The organism is Streptomyces sp. NPDC107562 (assembly GCF_055657325.1).
The window spans coordinates 965780-985489 of the sequence record NZ_JBVKBE010000002.1 but is presented as its reverse complement, the minus strand read 5'-3'; the positions used below and the strand labels follow the sequence as shown (position 1 = coordinate 985489).

The following is a 19710-nucleotide window of genomic DNA, read 5'->3' as shown; positions in this document are numbered from 1 at the left end:
GGCCGATGAGACGGCAGAACGAAGGGTGGCTTGCCTTTGGCACGGTGATGAGCAGCGCCAGAGGGAAGCCGAGGCGAGACAGCGCAGTACTGGGCTCCTTCCGGCGTAGCCCGAACGGTGACTGGGACTTCGTCCTCGGCGGAAAGGGCTGTCTCTCATGCGCAGGTGTTGTCGGGGGTCGGGGTCGGGGTGGGTGCGCAGCAGCCCTCGCCCTGCCGAGCGTTGCGGGCTTCCTTGACGGCGGTGGCCGCCTACCCCGCCGACCTCGTCGACGCACTCCGAGAATCGTAATCGAGGGGCAGAGGGGTGCAGCGGGGTGTGCGGGGAGGGCTTGTGGGGTGGAGGGGGTGCGCCGGGCGTGGGGGAGGGGTGAATTCGTGGAGCGGCAGTGATTCGTGCGCCGTTGTGGGATGCCTCAAGCTCACCGGTGCGGTCACCGATCCATGGGGCAGGAACGGTAATTCAAGAAAGGCTGGTTCCTGTGACGTCAGTTTCGGTGCCGCGTCCGGATGCGGGCTTCGGCACGGTGGCGGTCGCCATCGAGGAGTTGCGGGCCGGCCGGCCCGTGATCGTGGTGGACGACGCGGATCGTGAGGACGAGGGCGATCTCGTCATGGCGGCGCAGTTCGCGACCGCCGAGGCCCTGGCCTTCTTCGTGCGCTGGACCAGTGGACTGCTCTGCGTACCCATGGCGTCCGAGGTGGCAGACCGGCTGGAGTTGCCGCTGATGGTCCCGGCCGCCGACGGTGTGGAGGCGACCGCGTACACCGTCTCCGTGGACGCGGTCGGCGTCGGTTCCGGGATCTCGGCCGCGGACCGGGCGCTGACCGTCCGGACGCTCGCCGAACCCGGCTGCCTTCCGGACCGGTTGACGCGCCCTGGGCATGTGTTCCCGCTGCGTGCCCGCCCCGGGGGGATCGGGGAGCGGCGGGGGCACACGGAGGCGAGTGTCGACCTCATGCGCCTCGCCGGGTTGTCCCCGGTGGCCGTGATCAGCGAGGTCTGTGAGGACGACGGTTCGGTGGCGCGGCCCGATCGGCTGCGGGCGTTCGCGGACGAGCACGCGCTGGCGCTGGTGTCGATCGAGGAGCTCTCGGGGGCGCTGCCGCGGCGTCCGGACGAGGCCTCGGTGTGAGGGCCGCGCGGCGGGCGACGGTCTTCGACCTGGACGACACCTTGATCGACAGCGGTGCGGCGTGGGGGCGGGTGTGCGCCGCCTTCACCGCCCGTCACGGGCACCGGTGGCGGGCCGAGGACGACGTGGCGATCCATGGCAACGGCGCGTGGGCGTCGTATGTCGCGGGGCTGTGCCGCGACTCGGTGAGCGGTGCCGAGGTGGTGGAGGTCTGCACCGGCGCGATGGTCGACGAGTGCGTCGCCGGGCGGGTGCGGGCGCTGCCCGGGGCGGTGGAGCTGGTGCGCGAGGCGGCGCGGCACGGGCGCGTGGGTGTGGCCACCGCCAGTCCCCGCCGTTTCGTGCTCGCGGCGCTCCAAGAGCTCGGTCTGGCCGGGGAGATGAGCGCCCTCGTGTGCGGGGAGGACGTGGTCCGGGTCAAGCCCGCGCCGGACCCGTATCTGCGTGCCGCCGCCGAGCTGGGCGTTCCGCCGGAGCGGTGTCTGGCGGTCGAGGACTCTCCCGGTGGCATCCGCTCGGCCGCGGCCGCGGGGATGGCCGTCCTCGCCGTTCCCCGCGCCGGGGCGGAACTCCCCGCCGATGTCGCCGCGCTGTCCGCGGCGCAGGCCGTGACCGCGGTCGACGCCCTGCGCCTGCTGCCCGGCCTGCTGGCGCCTCGGCCCGCACAGCCGGTGTCCGGAGGCGATCATGACGAACTCGGTCCGTCTGCTGATCGAGATCCGGCCCTGGTGCTCAGGGCGGCGGGAGGAGGGGGCCGAGGGGGCCCAGGTCGAGGTTGAGGTCGTCCATGGTGAGGTCGTAGCGGCGGCACAGTTCCGTCATACGGTCGTGGAGGATCATCAGCGTCAGGCCCAGCCGCTCCTCCTGCTGCTCGCTGAGCCCGCCCTGGTCGACGCGGCGCAGCGCCTGACGTTCCATCAGCTGGCGGAGCAGTTCGACGATCGTGAGGACGAGCTTGACCAGGTCGCGTTCCACCGACTCCGGATCGGTGTTCAGGCGCCGGGCCACCGAGGACCCCTCGTCCTCGCCCAGCGGCGGCACCTCGTCCGGCCGCGCGGGCAGCAGCGCGAAGGCACGCGCGGCCGCGTCGGCGACCTCGTCGAGACGACCGGTGCGCGGGCCGTCGAAGGGCTCGCTCTCGGTGGGCGGGCCCCCGGAGTGCGGATCGGAGGGCCGGCGGTCAGCGGAACCCGTCATGGCCGCCGTCCTCGACGGGCGTCACTCCCGGCACCGCCGCGGCGCCGTCCGCCGGAAGCGCGACGTCCCACTGCTGCTCCTGCACGGCGACGATCACCGCGCGCAGCGAGATCCTGACCAGGTCGATGTCCGCGATCGACAGGATGACGTCGCCGGTGAGCACCACGCCGCCGCTCAGCAGCCGGTCGAGCAGGTCGATCAGGGCCACCTGACGCTGGGCGAGCGGAGGGTCGTCGTACGCGGTCACCGCTGTCCCGCCTCCTCCGGAGCCGGGTCATGCGGCACCTGGGCGAACGAGTACGGCACCCAGGGCCCTGTGACCTCCACACGGACGCCGTCGAGCCCTTCGGCCGCCCCCTGGACCCGCTCGCGGAACTCCTCGGCGCGGTCGCGCGGGACGAGATAGGCGTCGTTGGCGACGTTCTCCCCGGTGCCGCCGGCCAGTCGGCCCTGTTGCGGCCGGTGCCGCGCGTGCGCCACGGCGAGACTGCCGGCCTGTGCCTCGACCCGGCGTACGGCTTCGGCGGCGGACGACCAGGCGTCCTCCCGCGCGTGCCGCTGCCGTCGGCGTTGCCGCAGGTAGGCGCGGCCGGAATCGGGCGGCTCGGGGGCGTCGGAGGGCGCCTGCGGCCGGGCGGCGGCGGGGGCGGCGTCGGCGTAGACCTTCACACCCCACTCCACCTGGCCGGCGAGGCGGTCCAGGAGCTCGGTCAGGGTCCGCTCGCGCTCCTCCAGCATGTCGCGGACCCGGCTGTCGTCCAGGTAGACCGTCGCGAGGCGCAGCGGAAGCACTGTGGTGCGCGCTCCCAGCGCCGCCACGACCTCGTCGTGGGCCCTGGCGACGCCCTCCAGCCAGTCCAGGTCCTCCAGATGGGCCTTCAGGGCCGCCTCGGAGAAGTCCGACCTCGCGACGTGGCTGACCGCCGCCGCCATGCCGCCGTGCCGTACCAGCGCGACGGGTGCGTCCTCGACGCCGCGGACGCCGGGGGGCACGGCGTCTCCGGGGGAGGCGGCGTCGGGGCGCAGCACGCCGTACACGTAGCTGAGTCGGTCGTCCATGGGTCAACTCCGGCCGTCGTCGTCCTCGGCGCTCCTGCGCCGCCTGCGCCGGGGCTCGGCCTCGGGCTCACGGTCCCGATCAGCGTCCCGGTCACGGTCCCGGTCACGGTTTCGCTCACGGTCCTGATCGTCACGGTCACGGTCGCGTTCGCGGGCGCGGCGGCGTCCGCCGGGGGCGCCGGTGCCCTCCGCCAGTTCCCCCTGCGACTCCGCCATCTGCCTGCGCAACTCCTTTACCTCGTCGCGCAGGCGGGCGTTCTGTTCCTCCAGGTCGCGGGTGCCGTCGGCGCGCGACGACAGGGCCGGGTCGCGCTCCCACCAGTCGATGCCGATCTCCTTGGCCTTGTCCACCGAGGTGACCAGCAGGCGGAGCCGGATGGTGAGCAGCTCGATGTCGAGCAGGTCGATCTTGATGTCGCCGACGATGACGATGCCCTTGTCGAGCACGCGCTCGAGGATGTCGGCGAGGTTGGCACTCGTTCCCTGGTTGTACGGCTGCAGCGTCCGCGCAGGGGAGGGGCCGGCAGCTGGGGGCTCGGTCACGGTGTCCTCGACCTCGTTCCTGGAAGCGGCTCGGCGCGCCGGCTACCTGCTCCGCCGACGGCTCTCGGCCGGGGGTTCCTCTTCGTCGCGGTCCTCGGGCTCTTCGTCCTCCTCCTCGTAGTCGTCCTCGTCGTCGTAGTCGTCGTACGACGCCTGGTCCTCGTCGTCTTCCTCGTCCTCGTCGCGCTCTTCGTCCCCGTCCCGCTCCTCGTCCTCGTCCCGCACGTCGTAGCGGTCCTCCGGCTGTGCCTCGTCCTCCTCCGCGTCCTCCGCGTCCTCGCCCCGGGCCTCGCGGTCGTCGCGCTCCTCGCCCTCGGCCTCCTCGTCCGGGCCCCGGACCACCTCGCCCTCGCGGATCTCTCCGCGCCAGCCGCCGGTGGCCTCACCGCGCAGCATCACGAACTTGCGGAACAGCTTCAGGTCGAGCCGGGTACGGCGGCCCTGGGCCCGCCAGACGTTCGCGGTCTTCTCGACGAGACCCTTGGGGTAGTAGTCGAGGACCAGCAGGACCTTGGTCAGGTTCTCGGCCACCGGGTGGAAGGTGACCACGCCCCGTGTGGTGCCCTTGGCCCCCTCGGAGGTCCAGGCGATCCGCTCGTCCGGCACCTGCTCGGTGATCGTCCCGGTCCACGCCCGGCTCGCCTTGGCGATCTTGACCTGCCACTGGGTGGTGGTGTCGTCCTTCTGCTCGACGCTGACCACGCCCTTGGTGAACCGGCCGAACTCCGTGAACTGCGTCCACTGGTCGTACGCCTCGCGCACCGGGACGCCGACGTCGACGTCCTCGATGATGGTGATGCTCTTGCCTCCGCCGCCGTGCGAGGCCCCGTGCTTGTGCCCGGTCGCCTCCTTGAGCTTGTCCGTCACGGCGTCCTTGGCGTGCGCGGCGGTGTCCTTGGCCTGGGACGCCACCTGCCCGCCGAGCAGCTTGCCGCCCTTGCCGAGGGCGTGGACCAGCGGGCCCGGCCCCACATGGGCGGAGCCGATCCGGTTCGCCGCGGCGCCCATCTTGTGCCCCACGCCGGTCAGGGTGTGTTCCAGACGGGCCTCGGCGTAGTTGCCGAGTTCCTCGACCAGCTTGTTGGCGCCGGGGCTCTTCAGAAGTCCCGTACCGCCCTGCGAGCCACGTCCGGACGTCTTGCCGTCAGTCATCGTCGGACTCCCTCGCTCTCGAGGAACCGCCGGACCGTGAGGACGTCCTGCGCGGCGCCCCGCTGCCGGACTTCGACTGCGACGAGGGCCGGCGTGCCGTCTTCTTGGCCTTGGGCCGCGGCCGCCGCTCCTCCTCGCGCGGTTCCTCGTCGTCCCGTTCGTCGTGCGTGTCCTGCTCGTCGCGCTCGTCGTCGCGGTCCTCGTCCGCGTCCTGGCTCCGCTTGCCCTTCTGCCCCGTCTGCTCCGCCATCCCCTGCAGTCCTGCCGTGCGCTGGTGCAGGGCGTCGGCCAGGTGGCCGGCCTGGGCGTTCAGTACGGAGCCCACCGCGGCCTTGGTGGCACCGGCCAGTTCGTTGCGGGCCTGCTGGTTGAGGTTGCCGAGCACGGGTGCGAGGACCTCGGCGAGGTCTCCGGCCTTCGCCCGTTTCACGGCGATGGCCATGGCGAGCCCCAGGGCGGCCTTGGCGTTCTTGTTACGGCCCAGCAGGTAGCCGCCGACGAGGGCGGCTCCGATCTTGGCGTTGCTCATGATGCCGCCCTTCCGAGCTGGTACAGCCTGATCTCCTCCAGCCGCCCCAGCAGTTCCTCCTCGCGTGCCACGAAGTCCTCCTCGTCGATACGGCCCTCCGTGCGCGCCCGCTCCAGGTCGGCGAGTGCGGCCTGGATGGGGGTGGGGTCGTAGTACTCGTTCTCCGCGGCCTGAACGACCTTGTCGAGCACCCAGCCCACGCCTCGCACCGGTGCGAAGGGCAGTGCCAGGACCTCGAAGACCAGTCCCACGGTGCCTCCTTGTGTCGTGCGGCAAGCGCCGTCGTCGGGTGTCAGGCGAAGCTGTAGGGCGGCAGCGGGCCGCGCAGCCGTAGCTCGGCCCCCTCGGGCAGTTGCCCGGCGAGCTCCCCGCAGGCCTCGGTGAAGTCGTCGGAGCTCTCGTCGTCCACCAGGAACGAGGCGTTGACGAAGTACTGCTCCGAGGACGGGGACAGGCTCTCCGCCTGTGCCAACGGCCGCAGGGCGGTGACGACCTGGGTGGCGAGCGCCTCCTCGCGGGCCTGGACCTCCTGGGCCACGAGCTGGCCGAGTTCCATCCGCTCTTCGGGGCGCCCGCCCTCGCGGGTCGCCTCGTTCAACTCCCTTATCCGGTCGGAGTCCTCGATGATCCGCCGCAGCAGCGCGTCCTCGTCCTGCACGCCCTTGACGTTGAACTCCACCCGGTCGGCGAGTTCCGCCATCCGCTGGGCGTACTGGTCGGCGCCCTGCTCCAGGACGATACGTACCGCGTCGTCGTCCTGGGCGACGAACCCGAAGCCCAGCGGCAGCGAGACGCCGTCGGACCACAGTCGCTCCTGCACCGTGTGGTGCGCCTCCAGGTCCCGGCGGGCCACCGACAGGTCCGCGGGGGCCTCACTGACCACGGCGCACAGCGAGTCGCCGCGCACCACACGCAGTTCGGAGGGTCCCTCGCCGACGCCCTTGAGGCCGTCGAGGCGCAGGGGGTGCGACGCCTTGGTGATGGCGTAGACGTACAGGGACATCGCTCACTCCTCGCGGTCCTTGGAGGAACGGCGCTCACTCCGCTCGACCGGCTCGCGTTCCCGCTCCCGCCGCTCACTCCTGCCGCGCCGGGGTCGTTCGCCGCTCTCGATCTCGTCGCGGCCGCCCTGCAGGGACTCCGTGAAGGCTTCGACGGCGCCGGTCAGCGCGCCCTTGCTCTTGCCCTTGGCGCCGCCCTCGGTGACGCGCTCCACCACGTCGGGCAGCTGGGCCGGGGCCTTGCGGCCCGATTCCAGGTCCAGCCGGTTGCATGCCTCGGCGAAGCGCAGATACGTGTCCACGCTGGCCACGACGATACGGGCGTCGATCTTGGCTATCTCGATCCCGACCAGGGAGACCCGGACGAACGCGTCGATCACCAGACCGCGGTCCAGGACCAACTCCAGTACGTCGTAGAGGTTCCCGGAGCCCGAACTGGGGGCGGGCACCGCACCGCCGCCCGGGGTCACAGTCACGATCTGCTCCCTTCGTTACGGTCGAGCTGGGCGCGCGTGTAGCGGCGCCTGCGCTTGTAGGCCAGCAGCCGGCCGGCCGGGTCCATCGCCACCTCGTAGCTGGCCATCACGCTCGTCGTCTCGGGGATGCGCTCCAGTTCGAGGACCTCGACCTCGGCCTCCCAGCCGTCGTCGGTGGGCTTCAGCGCGGAGACGGACTCGGGTCGCCGGCCGAGCAGCTCCGCGAGTTGCTCGGACGCCTGCCGCATCGCTTCCGGTGCCGAGACCCTCTCGGTCACTGGCTCGTTGTCGGGCATATCATCACCAACCATCCTTAATCACCCGTGTCTCCCAAAACCTCCACCTGTATCGCTCCGGTCAGCAGGTTTTCGGGGCGCGACGCATCCGAAGGCCGTCCGGTGGCGTCCACAGGGGTATGGATCTGGAAAAACCGCCAGCTCAACCGCCGCCCGACGGGTGCCTCGCGGTCGCGATCCGGGTGCCGGTGCGGATCGTGATGCTCGTCCTCGTCCTGCCGGTGCGCATGGTCTGGGACGCACTGGTCGTCGCCGGGCGGTTCCTGAACGACACGGTGCTCAGGCCGGTGGGGCGGGCCTTGCTCTGGCTGGGGCGGGCGGTGTTCGTGTGGCCGTTCGTCGCGCTGTGGCGCTGGGTCCTGGTTCCCGCGGGCCGGGCGCTCGCCTGGCTCGCGAACGTGCTCGTCGTCCTGCCGTGCGCAGGGCTGTACCGGTACGTCCTGACCCCCGTCGGCCGGGTTCTCGCCGCCGGGTGTGCGTGGGTGTACGCGCGCGTGCTCACGCCCCTCGGACACGGGGTCATGTGGGTCCTGAGGGGCGTCGGGGCCGTGCTCGCCGCCGTGGGTGCGGGGGTGTTCACCGCCGTGGCGTGGCTGCTGCGCCACCTCCTGGTCGCGCCCGCCGTCCTGCTGTACACGTGGGTGCTCGCGCCGGTGGGGCGGGCGATCGCCTGGTGCCTGACGGGGCTCGTACGGCTCGTGGGCATGCTCCTCACGGGAGTCGGCACGGCCCTGTACTGGATCTGCCGGATCCTGTTCGTGCTGCCCGCCCTCGCGGTGTGGCGCTGGGTCCTGGTGCCCGTCGGTCACGTGCTCGCGGTCGTCGGGCGCGAGGTCGGGGCCGCCCTGGGGCATGCCTGGCGGGTGGCCGGGCACGTCTCGCGCGCCGTGGGCCGCTTCCTCGGGACGCTCCTGCGGTGGATCTTCGTGGATCCGGCGCGCTGGGTGTACGCGCGCGTGCTCACGCCCGCCGGTCATCTCGTCCGGGACGCGCTCCTGCGGCCGGTGGGCGAGGCGCTGCGCGCCGTGGGACGGGCCTCCCGGCAGGCCCTCGCGTCGGCGCGGGCGAGCGTGCGCCAGGCGCGGGCCGACTTGCGGCGCATCCTCCTCGGCGAGCCCCGGCAGCCGCAGGAGGTGGCCAGGCGGCCGCAGGAGGCGGCCCGGCATCCGCGAACGGTGGCCCGGCGGGAACCTGTGGCCGCCGAGCCACGTACTCTTGGTAGCAGTACGACCGCTCTCACGAAGGATTGAGACACTGGGCAAGCGACAGCCCGAAGGCCCGCCGCCGGCACCCGCGGTGCAGCGCGTCCGACTGCGCTACACCAAGCGCGGCCGCCTCCGGTTCACCAGCCACCGTGACTTCCAGCGCGCCTTCGAGCGTGCGCTGCGCCGCGCCGAGGTGCCCATGGCGTACTCGGCGGGGTTCACCCCGCACCCGAAGGTGTCGTACGCCAATGCCGCACCCACCGGCACGGGCAGTGAGGCGGAGTACCTGGAGATCGCGCTCACCGCGCCGCGCGATCCCGACAAGCTCAGGATCCTGCTCGACGAGTCGCTGCCCACCGGGCTCGACATCGTCGACGCGGTCGAGGCCCGTACGTCGGGCCTCGCCGACCGGCTGACGGCCTCCGTCTGGGAGCTGCGCCTGACCGGTGTGGACCCGGCCGAGGCCGCGCGTGCCGTGGCCGCGTTCAACGCGGCCGAGGCCGTCGAGGTGCAGCGGATGACCAAGAACGGCGTCCGTACCTTCGACGCCCGGCCGGCCGTCGTGAGCCTGGTGAGCGGTGACGGCGGTACGGCTTCGGAAACGCAGCCTTCGCAGGCTGATAGGCCGACCGACCAGCCCTGTGCGATACTGCGGCTGGTTGTTCGGCACGTGACGCCTGCCGTACGACCCGACGACGTCCTGTCCGGTCTCCGCGCCGTGGCCGACCTGGCGCCGCCGGTCCCCGCAGCGGTGACCAGGCTGGCGCAGGGGCTGTTCGATGAAGAGACCGGCACGGTGACAGACCCGCTCGCGCCTGACCGCGAGGCGGGTCCCGCGTAGGACGGACGTCGTAGCGCAGCCCTCGTACTCGGGAGCCACCTGGGTCGGGCAGCGCACCGACCAGAAGACTTTCGCCAGGCCGTACGCAACACGGCGTACGGAACCGGCGAGACAGGACAACAGAGAGCTCCCGTGCGGCGCCCGCGCCCCGGACGGCGGCAGTCGCGCATCGCGCGAGCCGCGGACGTCACCGGCACCACTGCCGGACCAGGTGCGGCGCCCGGGAGCCTGACGGGAGAAACGCCCGCATGCTCGAGCCGATCGAACCCGCCGAGGGTTCCGAACTCAATACACCCAGCGACACCCTGCCGCCGCGTCGTCGGCGCCGGGCCGCTTCCCGACCGGCGGGCCCGCCGGTCGACGCCTCCGGGACGCCCGCGGAGACGGTCGAGCCGGCCATACCGGCCGCCGAGGCCGCCGAGCTCGCCTCGGGCGACCTGCCCTCCGCCGAGGCCGACGCACTCGCCTCGACCGATCTCTCCTCCGCGGCTTCCGAGGAGGCAGGAGACGTCGAGGAGGCGCTGGAGGCCTCCGAGACCGAGGAGGCCGGGGCCGAGGCGGCCACCACACAGCCAGAGGCTCCCGAGGAGGCCGCGTCCGCCGGGCGTCCGCGTCGTCGCGCCACGCGCCGGGCGTCCGCGCCCGCCGGTGCGCCGGTGACCGCGGAGGCCGCCGAGACCGTGGTGGCGACCACCGCTCCCGCGGAGCCGGTTGACGAGAGCGCGGTCGCGCACGTCGTCGACGAGCCCGCGGCGCCGCGTCGCCGCCGTGCCACCCGCCGCGCGTCCGCGCCCGCCGGTGCCCCGGTGACCGTCGAGGGCGCCGAGCCCACCGAGTCCACCGCACCCGCCACGGCCGCCGCCGGGGAGTCCGCGCCCGTCGAGGAGCCCGCGCCCGCCGGACGCACGCGACGCCGGGCGAGCCGCCGCGTCTCCGCGCCCGCCGACGCTCCGGGCGCCGCCGAGACCGTGCCTCACGACGACGGCGTCGCACCCGTCGCCGAGACGCTCCCGCAGGACGACGTCGTACCCGCCGTCGAGGCCCCGGCCGCGACCGGCGCGCAGGAGTCCGCGCCGACCGACGAGGCCGCTCCGCGCCGCACCCGTCGCCGGGCCACGCGCCGTGTGACGGCGCCCGCCGAGACGACCGGCGGCTCCGCCGACGAGCCCGTCGAGCCGGCCGAGGCCGTCGAGACCGTCCAGGCCACCGGTGAGCAGGGCGCCGAGAGCGAAGGTGAGCAGGCCGACGAGGCCGCCGCGCCGCGTCGTACGCGCCGCCGCCGGGATGCCGCCGCCGAAGCCGCCGAGCCCACGCCCGCGGAGTCCCTCCCGTCCGCCGAGCACGGCGAGGCCGAGGCCGACCAGGGCGGTGCCACGCGTCGTGCGCGGCGGCGGGTGGTGCGCAAGGCGGCCACCGGCTTCGCCGCACCCGCGCAGTCCGGGGCCGGCGAGGGTGACGCGCTGCGTCCGCCGGCGCGCCCCGCGGTCGCGGTGTTCCAGCCGCCGGTGTTCACCGAGCCGAGGTTCCAGACGCCCGAGCGCGCCGCTGCCGAGGCCGCCGCCGAGGCGGCGGACGAGGTCCCCGAGGCCGAGGAGTTCCCCGAGGAGCCGACCGGGTCGCGGCGTCGCCGTCGGCGCCGGGGTGCCGGGCCCGCGGAGGAGCCCGAGACGCGGACCGCCGAGACCGTCGTGGACGACGAGACGGAGGAGCCCGAGGAGGGCGACGCCGAGAACGCCGTCGAGGACGACGAGGGCGAGGAGACCGGCTCCCGTCGCCGTCGTCGCCGGGGTGGCCGGCGCCGCCGCCGGGGCGAGTCCGGTGACTTCGCCGACGGTGACGGCGACGAACTCGCCGCCGAGCAGGCGGCGCAGGACGCCGAGGACACCGCCGAGCAGATCGAGGAGGACGCCGACGAGGACGACAGGTCCGCCGGTGACGGGGGTTCGTCCTCCAGCAGCCGTCGCCGTCGCCGTCGGCGTCGCCGTGCCGGTGACAGCGGTCCGGAAGCCGAGCCGTCCGCCGACGACCCGGAGCGCACGGTCGTCAAGGTCCGTGAGCCGCGCCCCGCGCGGGAGAAGGGCGAGCCGTCCGACGAGGTGCAGTCCATCAAGGGCTCCACGCGCCTGGAGGCCAAGAAGCAGCGCCGCCGTGAGGGCCGTGAGCAGGGCCGCCGGCGGGTGCCGATCATCACCGAGGCCGAGTTCCTGGCCCGCCGCGAGGCCGTCGAGCGCGTGATGGTCGTGCGCCAGCACGGCGACCGTACGCAGATCGGCGTCCTGGAGGACGGCGTGCTCGTCGAGCACTACGTCAACAAGGAGCAGTCGACCTCGTACGTCGGCAACGTCTACCTCGGCAAGGTGCAGAACGTACTGCCCTCGATGGAGGCCGCCTTCATCGACATCGGCAAGGGCCGTAACGCGGTCCTGTACGCCGGCGAGGTCAACTTCGAGGCGCTGGGCATGGCCAACGGGCCGCGCCGCATCGAGTCCGCCCTGAAGTCCGGCCAGTCGGTCCTCGTGCAGGTCACCAAGGACCCCATCGGCCACAAGGGCGCGCGTCTGACCAGCCAGGTCTCCCTCCCGGGCCGTTACCTCGTGTACGTGCCCGAGGGTTCGATGACCGGTATCAGCCGCAAGCTGCCCGACACCGAGCGGTCCCGGCTGAAGACGATCCTCAAGAAGATCGTCCCCGAGGACGCGGGCGTCATCGTGCGCACCGCGGCCGAGGGCGCGAGCGAGGACGAGCTGCGCCGTGACGTCGAGCGGCTCCAGGCGCAGTGGGAGGAGATCCAGAAGAAGGCGAAGAGCGGCAACGCGCCGACTCTGCTGTACGGCGAGCCGGACATGACCGTCCGCGTCGTGCGCGACATCTTCAACGAGGACTTCTCCAAGGTCGTCGTCAGCGGCGAGGACGCCTGGAGCACCATCCACGGCTACGTCGCGCACGTCGCGCCCGACCTGGCCGAGCGGCTGTCGAAGTGGACCTCCGAGGTCGACGTCTTCGCCACCTACCGGATCGACGAGCAGCTCGCCAAGGCGCTGGACCGCAAGGTCTGGCTGCCCAGCGGCGGTTCGCTGGTGATCGACCGGACCGAGGCGATGGTCGTCGTCGACGTCAACACCGGCAAGTTCACCGGCCAGGGCGGCAACCTGGAGGAGACGGTCACCAGGAACAACCTGGAGGCGGCCGAGGAGATCGTGCGTCAGCTGCGGCTGCGCGACCTCGGCGGCATCATCGTCATCGACTTCATCGACATGGTGCTGGAGTCCAACCGGGACCTGGTGCTGCGGCGTCTGCTGGAGTGCCTGGGCCGGGACCGGACGAAGCACCAGGTCGCCGAGGTGACCTCGCTGGGCCTGGTCCAGATGACCCGAAAGCGGGTCGGACAGGGCCTGTTGGAGTCGTTCTCCGAGACCTGCGTCCACTGCAACGGGCGCGGCGTCATCGTGCACCTGGATCAGCCGACGGCGAGCGCCGGCGGCGGCAAGCGCAAGAAGCGCGCCCGGGCCGGCGGCGAGCACCCGGAGCACACGCACGAGGTGGTGGCCGGCGGAACCGTCGAGGAGGAGGCGGAGAGCGAGTCCGAGGTCGCCGCCGAGGTCGCCGAGCCGCTGGCGCTGGCGTCGCCGGAGTTCGCGCCGGACGAGGAGCTGTACAGCAGCGTCGCCGAGGCCGAGGCCGCCGCGTCGCGCGGTCGTTCGCGCCGTCGTTCCAGCCGCCGGGCGTCCGCTCCGGCGGGCGCGCCCGCGCTGAAGAGCGAGGCCGGCGTGGAGGCGCCCACGGCCCAGGACGTGACGGCCGAGGAGGAGGTCGCGCGCCCGGTGCAGCCGGAGCCGGCCGCCGCGGCGCACGCCGAGCCGATGGCCGTCGAGGACCCGGTGGTCGAGGCCGCCCCGGCCTCGGCTCCCGCCGAGGAGGCCGCGCCCAAGGGCCGTACGCGCCGTCGCGCCACCCGCAAGGTGAGCGCACCGGCCGGTTCGCCCGCGTCGGCGTCGGCGGAGACGGTGGTGACGGTCGCCGAGACCGTGCCGTCGCCCGAGCCGGAGGCCGCGCCGGCGCCGGAGGTGGCGCGGCCGGAGGAGGACGGGACGCCCGCCGAGGCGGTCGCCCCGGCCCGTCCGCGCCGCCGTGCGGTCCGCAAGGCCACCGCGCCGACCGCGTCGGAGGAGACGGCCGTGCTGGTCGTCCCGTCGGCGGAGACGCAGGAGCCGGTCGCGCAGCAGGCCGCCCACGAGGCCGAGCAGGCCCTCGTGGAGGCCAGGGAGGCCGCCGCCGAGGCCGTCGCCGGGACCGAGGGCGACGAGTCCGCCCCGGCCAGGAAGACGGCCGCGCGCAAGACGGCGAAGAAGGCGACGGCCAAGAAGGCCGCCACCAAGAAGACCGCGGCCAAGAAGACGGTCGCGAAGAAGGCGACGGCCAAGAAGGCGGCGGCGAAGTCCACCGCCAAGTCGACCGCCGCCAAGGCCACCAAGGCGACGTCGAAGAAGACGGCGGCGGCCGAGCAGTCCCAGCCGACCGTGTCGGTCTCGACCGACGAGGGCTGACGCCGTGGGTGGGGTGGGCGTCCGGGTGACCGGCCGCACACCCCGCCCGACGGGGCCCGGTTTGACCCCCTCGGCCACCGCCCCGTAACCTTGACCGTCGGCGTGTCCATCGAACACGCCACATCCCCGTAAACCCTCTTCCTCCCGGGCACTCGGTTGGTCGGGAGAGGCTGCCGGTCGGTATGTCGGTGGCTGGACTGCGGGGGTGCCGTTCCCGAGCGAGAGAGTGAGATCCGCGTGTACGCCATCGTGCGCAGCGGTGGTCGCCAGCACAAGGTTGCTGTCGGCGACATCGTTGAGGTTGACAAGATTTCCACCGCCCAGGTTGGCGACACGGTCGAGCTCTCGACCCTGCTCGTTGTCGACGGCGACGCTGTGACCAGCGACCCGTGGGTGCTGGCCGGCATCAAGGTCCAGGCCGAGGTCGTGGACCACCACAAGGGCCAGAAGATCGACATTCTGCGCTACAAGAACAAGACCGGCTACCGCCGTCGTCAGGGCCACCGCCAGCAGTACACGGCGATCAAGGTCACTGAGATCCCCGCGGCTGCGAAGTAAGGGACTGAGGAGAGATGGCACACAAGAAGGGCGCATCGTCCACCCGTAACGGTCGTGACTCCAACGCTCAGCGCCTCGGCGTGAAGCGCTTCGGCGGTCAGGTCGTCAACGCGGGCGAGATCCTGGTCCGCCAGCGTGGCACGCACTTCCACCCCGGCGCCGGTGTGGGCCGTGGCGGCGACGACACGCTGTTCGCGCTGCAGGCCGGTTCGGTGGAGTTCGGTACCCACCGTGGCCGCAAGGTCGTGAACATCGTTCCGGTCGCCTGATCGGAAGCTTTCGCGAGGCGGGCCTCACTTCCCTCCGGGGAAGCGGGTCCGCCTTTCGCGTGTTGCACAAGAGACATTCCCGTACGTAACTGGAGGCACAGACCATGACCACCTTCGTGGACCGCGTCGAACTGCATGTCGCCGCGGGTAACGGAGGCCACGGCTGTGCCTCCGTCCACCGTGAGAAGTTCAAGCCCCTCGGCGGCCCCGACGGCGGCAACGGCGGGCGCGGCGGTGACGTGATCCTTACCGTCGACCAGTCGATCACCACGCTGCTCGACTACCACCACTCGCCGCACCGCAAGGCCACCAACGGCAAGCCGGGCGAGGGCGGCAACCGCTCCGGCAAGGACGGCCAGGACCTGGTGCTGCCGGTGCCGGACGGCACCGTGGTGCTGGACAAGGCGGGCAACGTCCTTGCCGACCTGGTCGGACACGGCACCGCGTTCGTCGCGGCGCAGGGCGGCCGGGGCGGGCTCGGCAACGCCGCGCTGGCCTCCGCCCGGCGCAAGGCGCCCGGTTTCGCGCTCCTCGGTGAGCCGGGCGACCTCCAGGACGTCGTGCTGGAGCTCAAGACCGTCGCCGACGTGGCGCTGGTGGGGTACCCGAGCGCCGGCAAGTCCTCGCTGATCTCGGTGGTCAGCGCCGCCAAGCCGAAGATCGCCGACTATCCCTTCACCACGCTGGTGCCGAACCTCGGTGTGGTGACGGCCGGTTCGACCGTCTACACCATCGCCGACGTGCCCGGCCTGATCCCGGGCGCGAGCCAGGGCAAGGGGCTGGGCCTGGAGTTCCTGCGGCACGTGGAGCGGTGCAGTGTGCTGGTGCACGTGCTGGACACCGCGACGCTGGAGTCCGACCGCGACCCGGTCTCCGACCTCGACGTCATCGAGGCGGAGCTGCGCGAGTACGGCGGCCTCGACAACCGGCCGCGGATCGTCGTCCTGAACAAGATCGACGTTCCGGACGGCAAGGACCTCGCCGAGATGGTGCGGCCGGATCTGGAGGCGCGCGGCTACCGTGTCTTCACGGTGTCGGCGGTGGCCCGGACCGGGCTGAAGGAACTGTCGTACGCGCTGGCGGAGTTGGTGGCGCAGGCGCGTGCCGCCCGGCCCAAGGAGGAGTCGACGCGGATCGTCATCCGGCCCAAGGCCGTGGACGACGCCGGCTTCACGGTGGTGCGCGAGGACGACGGTCTGTACCGGGTGCGGGGCGAGAAGCCGGAGCGCTGGGTGCGGCAGACCGACTTCAACAACGACGAGGCGGTCGGCTACCTCGCCGACCGGCTCAACCGGCTCGGCGTGGAGGACCAGCTGGTCAAGGCCGGAGCCCGGTCCGGGGACGGCGTGGCCATCGGCCCCGAGGACAACGCCGTGGTCTTCGACTGGGAGCCGACCGTCATGGCCGGTGCGGAGATGCTGGGCCGCCGTGGCGAGGACCACCGGCTCGAGGAGCAGCGCCCGGCCGTGCAGCGGCGCCGCGACCGGCAGGCCGAACGGGACGAGCTGCAGCAGGAGTTCGACGACTTCGAGCCGTTCTAGACGGCGGCCCCGAGGGGGCTTCTGAAGGTCTGCGGGCCCGTTGCGGCAAGGTGGCGTTCCACACGCCGTCGCCTTGCCGCAACGGGCCCCTTTCCGTCCGTCCAATTGTCATGCACGCGCTCCCCTGAGTTCAGCGGGCGGACCAACCGGACGTGGCCCAGGAACCCCGACGTCGTTCTCTTCGTCGGCGACTACATCTACGAGTCGGCACCCTCGGCGACGGGCCCGCGCAGGCACGAGGGCACCGGCGAGCCGTACACCCTCACGCAGTACCGCAACCGGTACGCGCAGTACCGCGCCGATCCCGACCTCCAGGCCATGCACGCGGCCGCCCCGTGGGTGGTCACCTTCGACGACCACGAGGTCGACAACGACTTCGCGGGTGAGATCCCGCAGGACCCCGACAAGCAGGCGCACGACGCGTTCGTGAGCCAGCTCACCGCCGCCTACCAGGCGTACTACGAGCACATGCCGGTCCGGGCGGGCGCCGTCCCCGACGGCCCCCACATCCGGATGTACCGCCGCCTGGAGTTCGGCACGCTGGCCCGGCTCAACGTGCTCGACACCCGCCAGTACCGCAGCGACCAGGCGACCGGCCAGGCCGCCGCGCTCAGCCCCGGGCTCACGATGCTGGGCGCCCGCCAGAAGCGGTGGCTGCTCGACGGGCTGCGCCGGTCGCCCGCGCGCTGGAACCTGGTCGCCTCGCAGATCATGATGGCGGAGACGGATCTGCTGGCCGGGGCCGGCAAGCAGTGGTTCTACGACGCCTGGGACGGCTACCAGGCCGAGCGCAACCGGTTCCTGGCGGAGTTCCGCCAGGTCAGCAATCCGGCGGTGCTCTCCGGCGACCGGCATCTGACGATGGTCAGCGACCTCAAGGAGGACTTCGCCGACCCGGCCTCCCGCGTCGTCGGCGCCGAGTTCGTGGGCACGTCCGTCTCCAGCAACGGCGACCAGGACCAGGCCGCGTTCCGCAAGGAATGGGACCCGCGCATGCCGGACAACCCGCACTGGAAGCTGCTCGACGCCCATCGCGGTTACCACCTGTTCGACATCGGCCGGGAGGGCATCGACGCGCCGGTGCGGATCGTGGACACCGTGCTCGGCCCCCGGGCGACGCCGAGCACGCCGGCGCGGCTGCGGGTCGACGCCGGACGGCCCGGGGTGCGGGTGGTCTGACGCCTTCCGGGGCCGGGGAACGCGCCCGAGGGCGGGGCTCGGAGCGGGTTGTCGTTGTGATGGTGAACGATTCGACGAGGACGGCCCGATGGGCATGTTCGAGACACTCCTCGGCCTTGCGGAGAAGTCGCTCCACTCCGTCGCGGATACGGCGAATCGCTCACCTCTGCTCGCCGGGACCGAAATGCCCCGCAATCCTCGGCAGTGAATTGCGGGCCAATGGGCTGCCTGGCGAGCTGTATTCCGGGATCTCCCGAAAGGAAGCCGTGACGCATATGAAGAACGCGTGCACTCCTTCTCCGCGGGCTGTGAAGATCGGCACCGGCCGCACCCGCCGAGTGAGCCATCTCTCCCGCCCTGCGCGGCCGACATGGAGGTGCGATACCGCGGCACCACCATGTCGCGTACGGATTCCCGCACTTCTTTCCGGGAATTGGTGAAGTTCCCCGCGTTCCTTGCGGAGAACGTGCGCGGAACCGGCGCGGCACCCGAAGGTCGCAAATCCTTGTGCGGTTACTCACAACATTTCCACGCATGTCCGGGGAACGTCGCGCGGGGCATGGGAAGTGCAAGGTGAATGGCAGGTTGCGTGTACATTTTCGGCCGCCGTCACTCGCCTTGCACAGCGGTAACCGCAAGTGCGACCCTTTGCGAGTTCCCAGTCGCCACAAGGTAGGTCACCTGTGTCACAGCACATAGCCAAGCCCCGAACCACCGCCGTGATCCTGGCCGGTGGTACCGGTCAGCGCGTGGGTCTGTCGATCCCCAAGCAGCTGCTGAAGATCGCCGGCAAGGCAGTCATCGAGCACACCCTGACCACCTTCGAGAAGGCCGACTCCATCGACGACGTCATCGTGCTGATGACACCGGGCTACGTACCCGACGTCGAGAAGATCGTCGCCAGGGCCGGGTTCACGAAGGTCTCCCGTGTCATCGAGGGCGGCTCCTCGCGCAACGAGACGACCGAGCGCGCCATCGCGGCGCTGGGCGAGGGCCTGGCCGAGGGCGAGGACCTCCACGTCCTGTTCCACGACGCCGTGCGCCCGCTGCTGTCGCGGCGCGTCATCGACGACTGCGTGGGCGCGCTCGACCGCTACCAGGCCGTGGACGTCGCCATCCCGTCCGCCGACACCATCATCGTGACGCGGACGCACGGCGAGGACGGCGAGTTCATCACCGAGATCCCGGACCGCGCCCGGCTGCGCCGCGGCCAGACCCCGCAGGCCTTCAGACTGTCCACGATCAGGCGCGCCTACGAGGTCGCGGCGGGCGACCCCAACTTCCAGGCCACGGACGACTGCTCGGTCGTGCTGCGCTACCTGCCGGACGTGCCGATCCATGTCGTCGCGGGTGACGAGTACAACATGAAGGTCACCCAGCCCGTGGACGTCTTCATCGCCGACAAGCTGTTCCAGCTGGGCTCCACCGCCGCGCCCGAGCAGATCGGCGCGGACGACTACCGCGAACTGCTCACCGGCAGGACCGTCGTCGTCTTCGGCGGCTCGTACGGCATCGGCAAGGACATCGCCGAACTCGCCGAGTCCTACGGCGCGCACGTGTACGCCCTCGGCCGCTCCACCACCGGCACGCACGTCGAGAACCCGCAGGAGGTCGACGACGCGCTGGCCCGGGCGTACGCCGAGACCGGGCGCATCGACTACGTCGTGAACACCGCCGGGGTGCTGCGCATCGGCAAGCTGGCCGAGACCGAGAACGCCGCCATCGAGGAGGCGCTGAAGGTCAACTACCTGGCGCCGGTGCAGATCGCGCGGGCGGCGTACAAGTACCTGGCCGAGACCGAGGGGCAGTTGCTCCTCTACACCTCCAGCAGCTACACCCGCGGCCGCGCCGAGTACTCCCTCTACTCCTCGACCAAGGCGGCCATGGTGAACCTCACCCAGGCGCTGTCCGACGAGTGGGCCGCCGACGGCATCCGCGTCAACTGCGTCAACCCGGAGCGGACCGCCACCCCGATGCGCACCAAGGCCTTCGGCGACGAGCCCGCGCATTCCCTGCTCTCCTCCGAGACGGTGGCGCGCACCTCGCTCGACGTGCTGCTGTCCGAGCTGACCGGCCACGTCATCGACGTCCGCCAGCAGGACCCGACGGCCGGCGCCGTCACGGCCTCCGGTTTCGAGCAGGCGCTGGCCACGGTCCTGGACCGCCAGGACGACGTGGCGTGATC

The 19710-nt window shown here is 72.1% G+C and carries 19 protein-coding genes and 1 pseudogene; 10 read left to right on the top strand and 10 right to left on the bottom strand.

Annotated elements, in window-relative coordinates; genetic code table 11:
- The first annotated feature begins 481 nt into the window (after nt 1-481).
- Nucleotides 482-1135, top strand: a complete 654-nt coding sequence (gene ribB, locus ACZ7LV_RS10260) for a 3,4-dihydroxy-2-butanone-4-phosphate synthase (protein ID WP_471937703.1) — start codon at nt 482-484, stop codon at nt 1133-1135.
- Nucleotides 1132-1914, top strand: coding sequence for an HAD family hydrolase (locus ACZ7LV_RS10255; protein ID WP_471937701.1), 783 nt, complete (start codon nt 1132-1134; stop codon nt 1912-1914). The genes ribB and ACZ7LV_RS10255 overlap by 4 nt, the downstream gene beginning before the upstream one ends.
- Here the strand turns inward: ACZ7LV_RS10255 and ACZ7LV_RS10250 are convergent.
- The 10 genes from ACZ7LV_RS10250 to ACZ7LV_RS10205 are packed head-to-tail and all read right to left on the bottom strand — an operon-like array spanning nt 1868 to nt 7388.
- The gene (locus tag ACZ7LV_RS10250; RefSeq protein ID WP_471937699.1) at nt 1868-2332 is read right to left on the bottom strand and encodes a gas vesicle protein K; all 465 of its coding nucleotides are present in this window, start codon (nt 2330-2332) and stop codon (nt 1868-1870) included. The genes ACZ7LV_RS10255 and ACZ7LV_RS10250 overlap by 47 nt on opposite strands.
- Nucleotides 2316-2579 carry a gas vesicle protein gene (locus tag ACZ7LV_RS10245; RefSeq protein ID WP_471937697.1) on the bottom strand — a complete coding sequence of 88 codons (264 nt, stop codon included), beginning with the start codon at nt 2577-2579 and terminating at the stop codon, nt 2316-2318. Before ACZ7LV_RS10245 ends, ACZ7LV_RS10250 begins: the two co-directional genes overlap by 17 nt.
- Complete coding sequence (locus ACZ7LV_RS10240; protein WP_471937695.1) at nt 2576-3391, bottom strand: GvpL/GvpF family gas vesicle protein; 816 nt, start codon at nt 3389-3391, stop codon at nt 2576-2578. Before ACZ7LV_RS10240 ends, ACZ7LV_RS10245 begins: the two co-directional genes overlap by 4 nt.
- A gap of 3 nt (nt 3392-3394) precedes the next feature.
- Entirely contained in the window at nt 3395-3934 is a 540-nt protein-coding gene (locus ACZ7LV_RS10235; RefSeq protein ID WP_471937693.1) for a gas vesicle protein, read from the bottom strand.
- A gap of 42 nt (nt 3935-3976) precedes the next feature.
- Nucleotides 3977-5086 (bottom strand): SRPBCC family protein, encoded by a 1110-nt coding sequence (locus ACZ7LV_RS10230; RefSeq protein ID WP_471937691.1) that lies wholly within the window; start codon nt 5084-5086, stop codon nt 3977-3979.
- A complete protein-coding gene (locus tag ACZ7LV_RS10225; RefSeq protein WP_471937687.1) occupies nt 5079-5615 on the bottom strand; it encodes an ABC transporter substrate-binding protein in 537 nt (178 codons plus the stop codon). Before ACZ7LV_RS10225 ends, ACZ7LV_RS10230 begins: the two co-directional genes overlap by 8 nt.
- Complete coding sequence (locus tag ACZ7LV_RS10220; RefSeq protein ID WP_471937685.1) at nt 5612-5866, bottom strand: gas vesicle protein GvpG; 255 nt, start codon at nt 5864-5866, stop codon at nt 5612-5614. Before ACZ7LV_RS10220 ends, ACZ7LV_RS10225 begins: the two co-directional genes overlap by 4 nt.
- 41 nt (nt 5867-5907) lie before the next feature.
- On the bottom strand, nt 5908-6618 hold the full coding sequence (locus tag ACZ7LV_RS10215) for a GvpL/GvpF family gas vesicle protein (protein ID WP_471937683.1): 711 nt from the start codon (nt 6616-6618) through the stop codon (nt 5908-5910).
- Nucleotides 6619-6621: 3 nt separating this feature from the next.
- A complete protein-coding gene (locus ACZ7LV_RS10210) occupies nt 6622-7092 on the bottom strand; it encodes a gas vesicle structural protein GvpA (protein ID WP_471937680.1) in 471 nt (156 codons plus the stop codon).
- Entirely contained in the window at nt 7089-7388 is a 300-nt protein-coding gene (locus ACZ7LV_RS10205; RefSeq protein WP_471937678.1) for a gas vesicle protein GvpO, read from the bottom strand. The genes ACZ7LV_RS10210 and ACZ7LV_RS10205 overlap by 4 nt, the downstream gene beginning before the upstream one ends.
- A gap of 119 nt (nt 7389-7507) precedes the next feature.
- Between ACZ7LV_RS10205 and ACZ7LV_RS10200 the strand changes: the two genes are divergently transcribed.
- The 8 genes and pseudogenes from ACZ7LV_RS10200 (at nt 7508) to ACZ7LV_RS10165 (ending at nt 19708) form a co-directional block, all read left to right on the top strand.
- Entirely contained in the window at nt 7508-8638 is a 1131-nt protein-coding gene (locus ACZ7LV_RS10200; RefSeq protein ID WP_471937675.1) for a hypothetical protein, read from the top strand.
- Nucleotides 8639-8684: 46 nt separating this feature from the next.
- Nucleotides 8685-9434 carry a TIGR03936 family radical SAM-associated protein gene (locus tag ACZ7LV_RS10195; RefSeq protein ID WP_471937673.1) on the top strand — a complete coding sequence of 250 codons (750 nt, stop codon included), beginning with the start codon at nt 8685-8687 and terminating at the stop codon, nt 9432-9434.
- Nucleotides 9435-9682: 248 nt separating this feature from the next.
- Nucleotides 9683-13978 (top strand): Rne/Rng family ribonuclease, encoded by a 4296-nt coding sequence (locus ACZ7LV_RS10190; RefSeq protein WP_471937671.1) that lies wholly within the window; start codon nt 9683-9685, stop codon nt 13976-13978.
- A gap of 237 nt (nt 13979-14215) precedes the next feature.
- Entirely contained in the window at nt 14216-14536 is a 321-nt protein-coding gene (gene rplU / locus ACZ7LV_RS10185; RefSeq protein WP_007449531.1) for a 50S ribosomal protein L21, read from the top strand.
- A 14-nt stretch (nt 14537-14550) separates the two neighbouring features.
- Nucleotides 14551-14805 carry a 50S ribosomal protein L27 gene (gene rpmA, locus ACZ7LV_RS10180; protein ID WP_356180782.1) on the top strand — a complete coding sequence of 85 codons (255 nt, stop codon included), beginning with the start codon at nt 14551-14553 and terminating at the stop codon, nt 14803-14805.
- A 104-nt stretch (nt 14806-14909) separates the two neighbouring features.
- Complete coding sequence (gene obgE / locus ACZ7LV_RS10175) at nt 14910-16346, top strand: GTPase ObgE (protein WP_471937669.1); 1437 nt, start codon at nt 14910-14912, stop codon at nt 16344-16346.
- A 159-nt stretch (nt 16347-16505) separates the two neighbouring features.
- Nucleotides 16506-17525, top strand: a pseudogene (locus tag ACZ7LV_RS10170) (alkaline phosphatase D family protein); the annotation flags it as partial.
- Between the two features lie 683 nt (nt 17526-18208).
- Nucleotides 18209-19708, top strand: a complete 1500-nt coding sequence (locus ACZ7LV_RS10165) for an SDR family NAD(P)-dependent oxidoreductase (RefSeq protein ID WP_471937666.1) — start codon at nt 18209-18211, stop codon at nt 19706-19708.
- The last annotated feature ends 2 nt before the right edge of the window (nt 19709-19710 follow it).

Excerpts from the sequence above, each read along its gene's own strand:
- ACZ7LV_RS10250 (WP_471937699.1), bottom strand. The coding sequence starts at position 2,332 with ATGACGGGTTCCGCTGACCGCCGGCCCTCCGATCCGCACTCCGGGGGC.
- ACZ7LV_RS10240 (WP_471937695.1), bottom strand. The coding sequence starts at position 3,391 with ATGGACGACCGACTCAGCTACGTGTACGGCGTGCTGCGCCCCGACGCC.
- ACZ7LV_RS10230 (WP_471937691.1), bottom strand. The coding sequence starts at position 5,086 with ATGACTGACGGCAAGACGTCCGGACGTGGCTCGCAGGGCGGTACGGGA.
- ACZ7LV_RS10225 (WP_471937687.1), bottom strand. The coding sequence starts at position 5,615 with ATGAGCAACGCCAAGATCGGAGCCGCCCTCGTCGGCGGCTACCTGCTG.
- ACZ7LV_RS10215 (WP_471937683.1), bottom strand. The coding sequence starts at position 6,618 with ATGTCCCTGTACGTCTACGCCATCACCAAGGCGTCGCACCCCCTGCGC.
- ACZ7LV_RS10205 (WP_471937678.1), bottom strand. The coding sequence starts at position 7,388 with ATGCCCGACAACGAGCCAGTGACCGAGAGGGTCTCGGCACCGGAAGCG.
- ACZ7LV_RS10200 (WP_471937675.1), top strand. The coding sequence starts at position 7,508 with ATGGATCTGGAAAAACCGCCAGCTCAACCGCCGCCCGACGGGTGCCTC.
- ACZ7LV_RS10190 (WP_471937671.1), top strand. The coding sequence starts at position 9,683 with ATGCTCGAGCCGATCGAACCCGCCGAGGGTTCCGAACTCAATACACCC.
- rpmA (WP_356180782.1), top strand. The coding sequence starts at position 14,551 with ATGGCACACAAGAAGGGCGCATCGTCCACCCGTAACGGTCGTGACTCC.
- obgE (WP_471937669.1), top strand. The coding sequence starts at position 14,910 with ATGACCACCTTCGTGGACCGCGTCGAACTGCATGTCGCCGCGGGTAAC.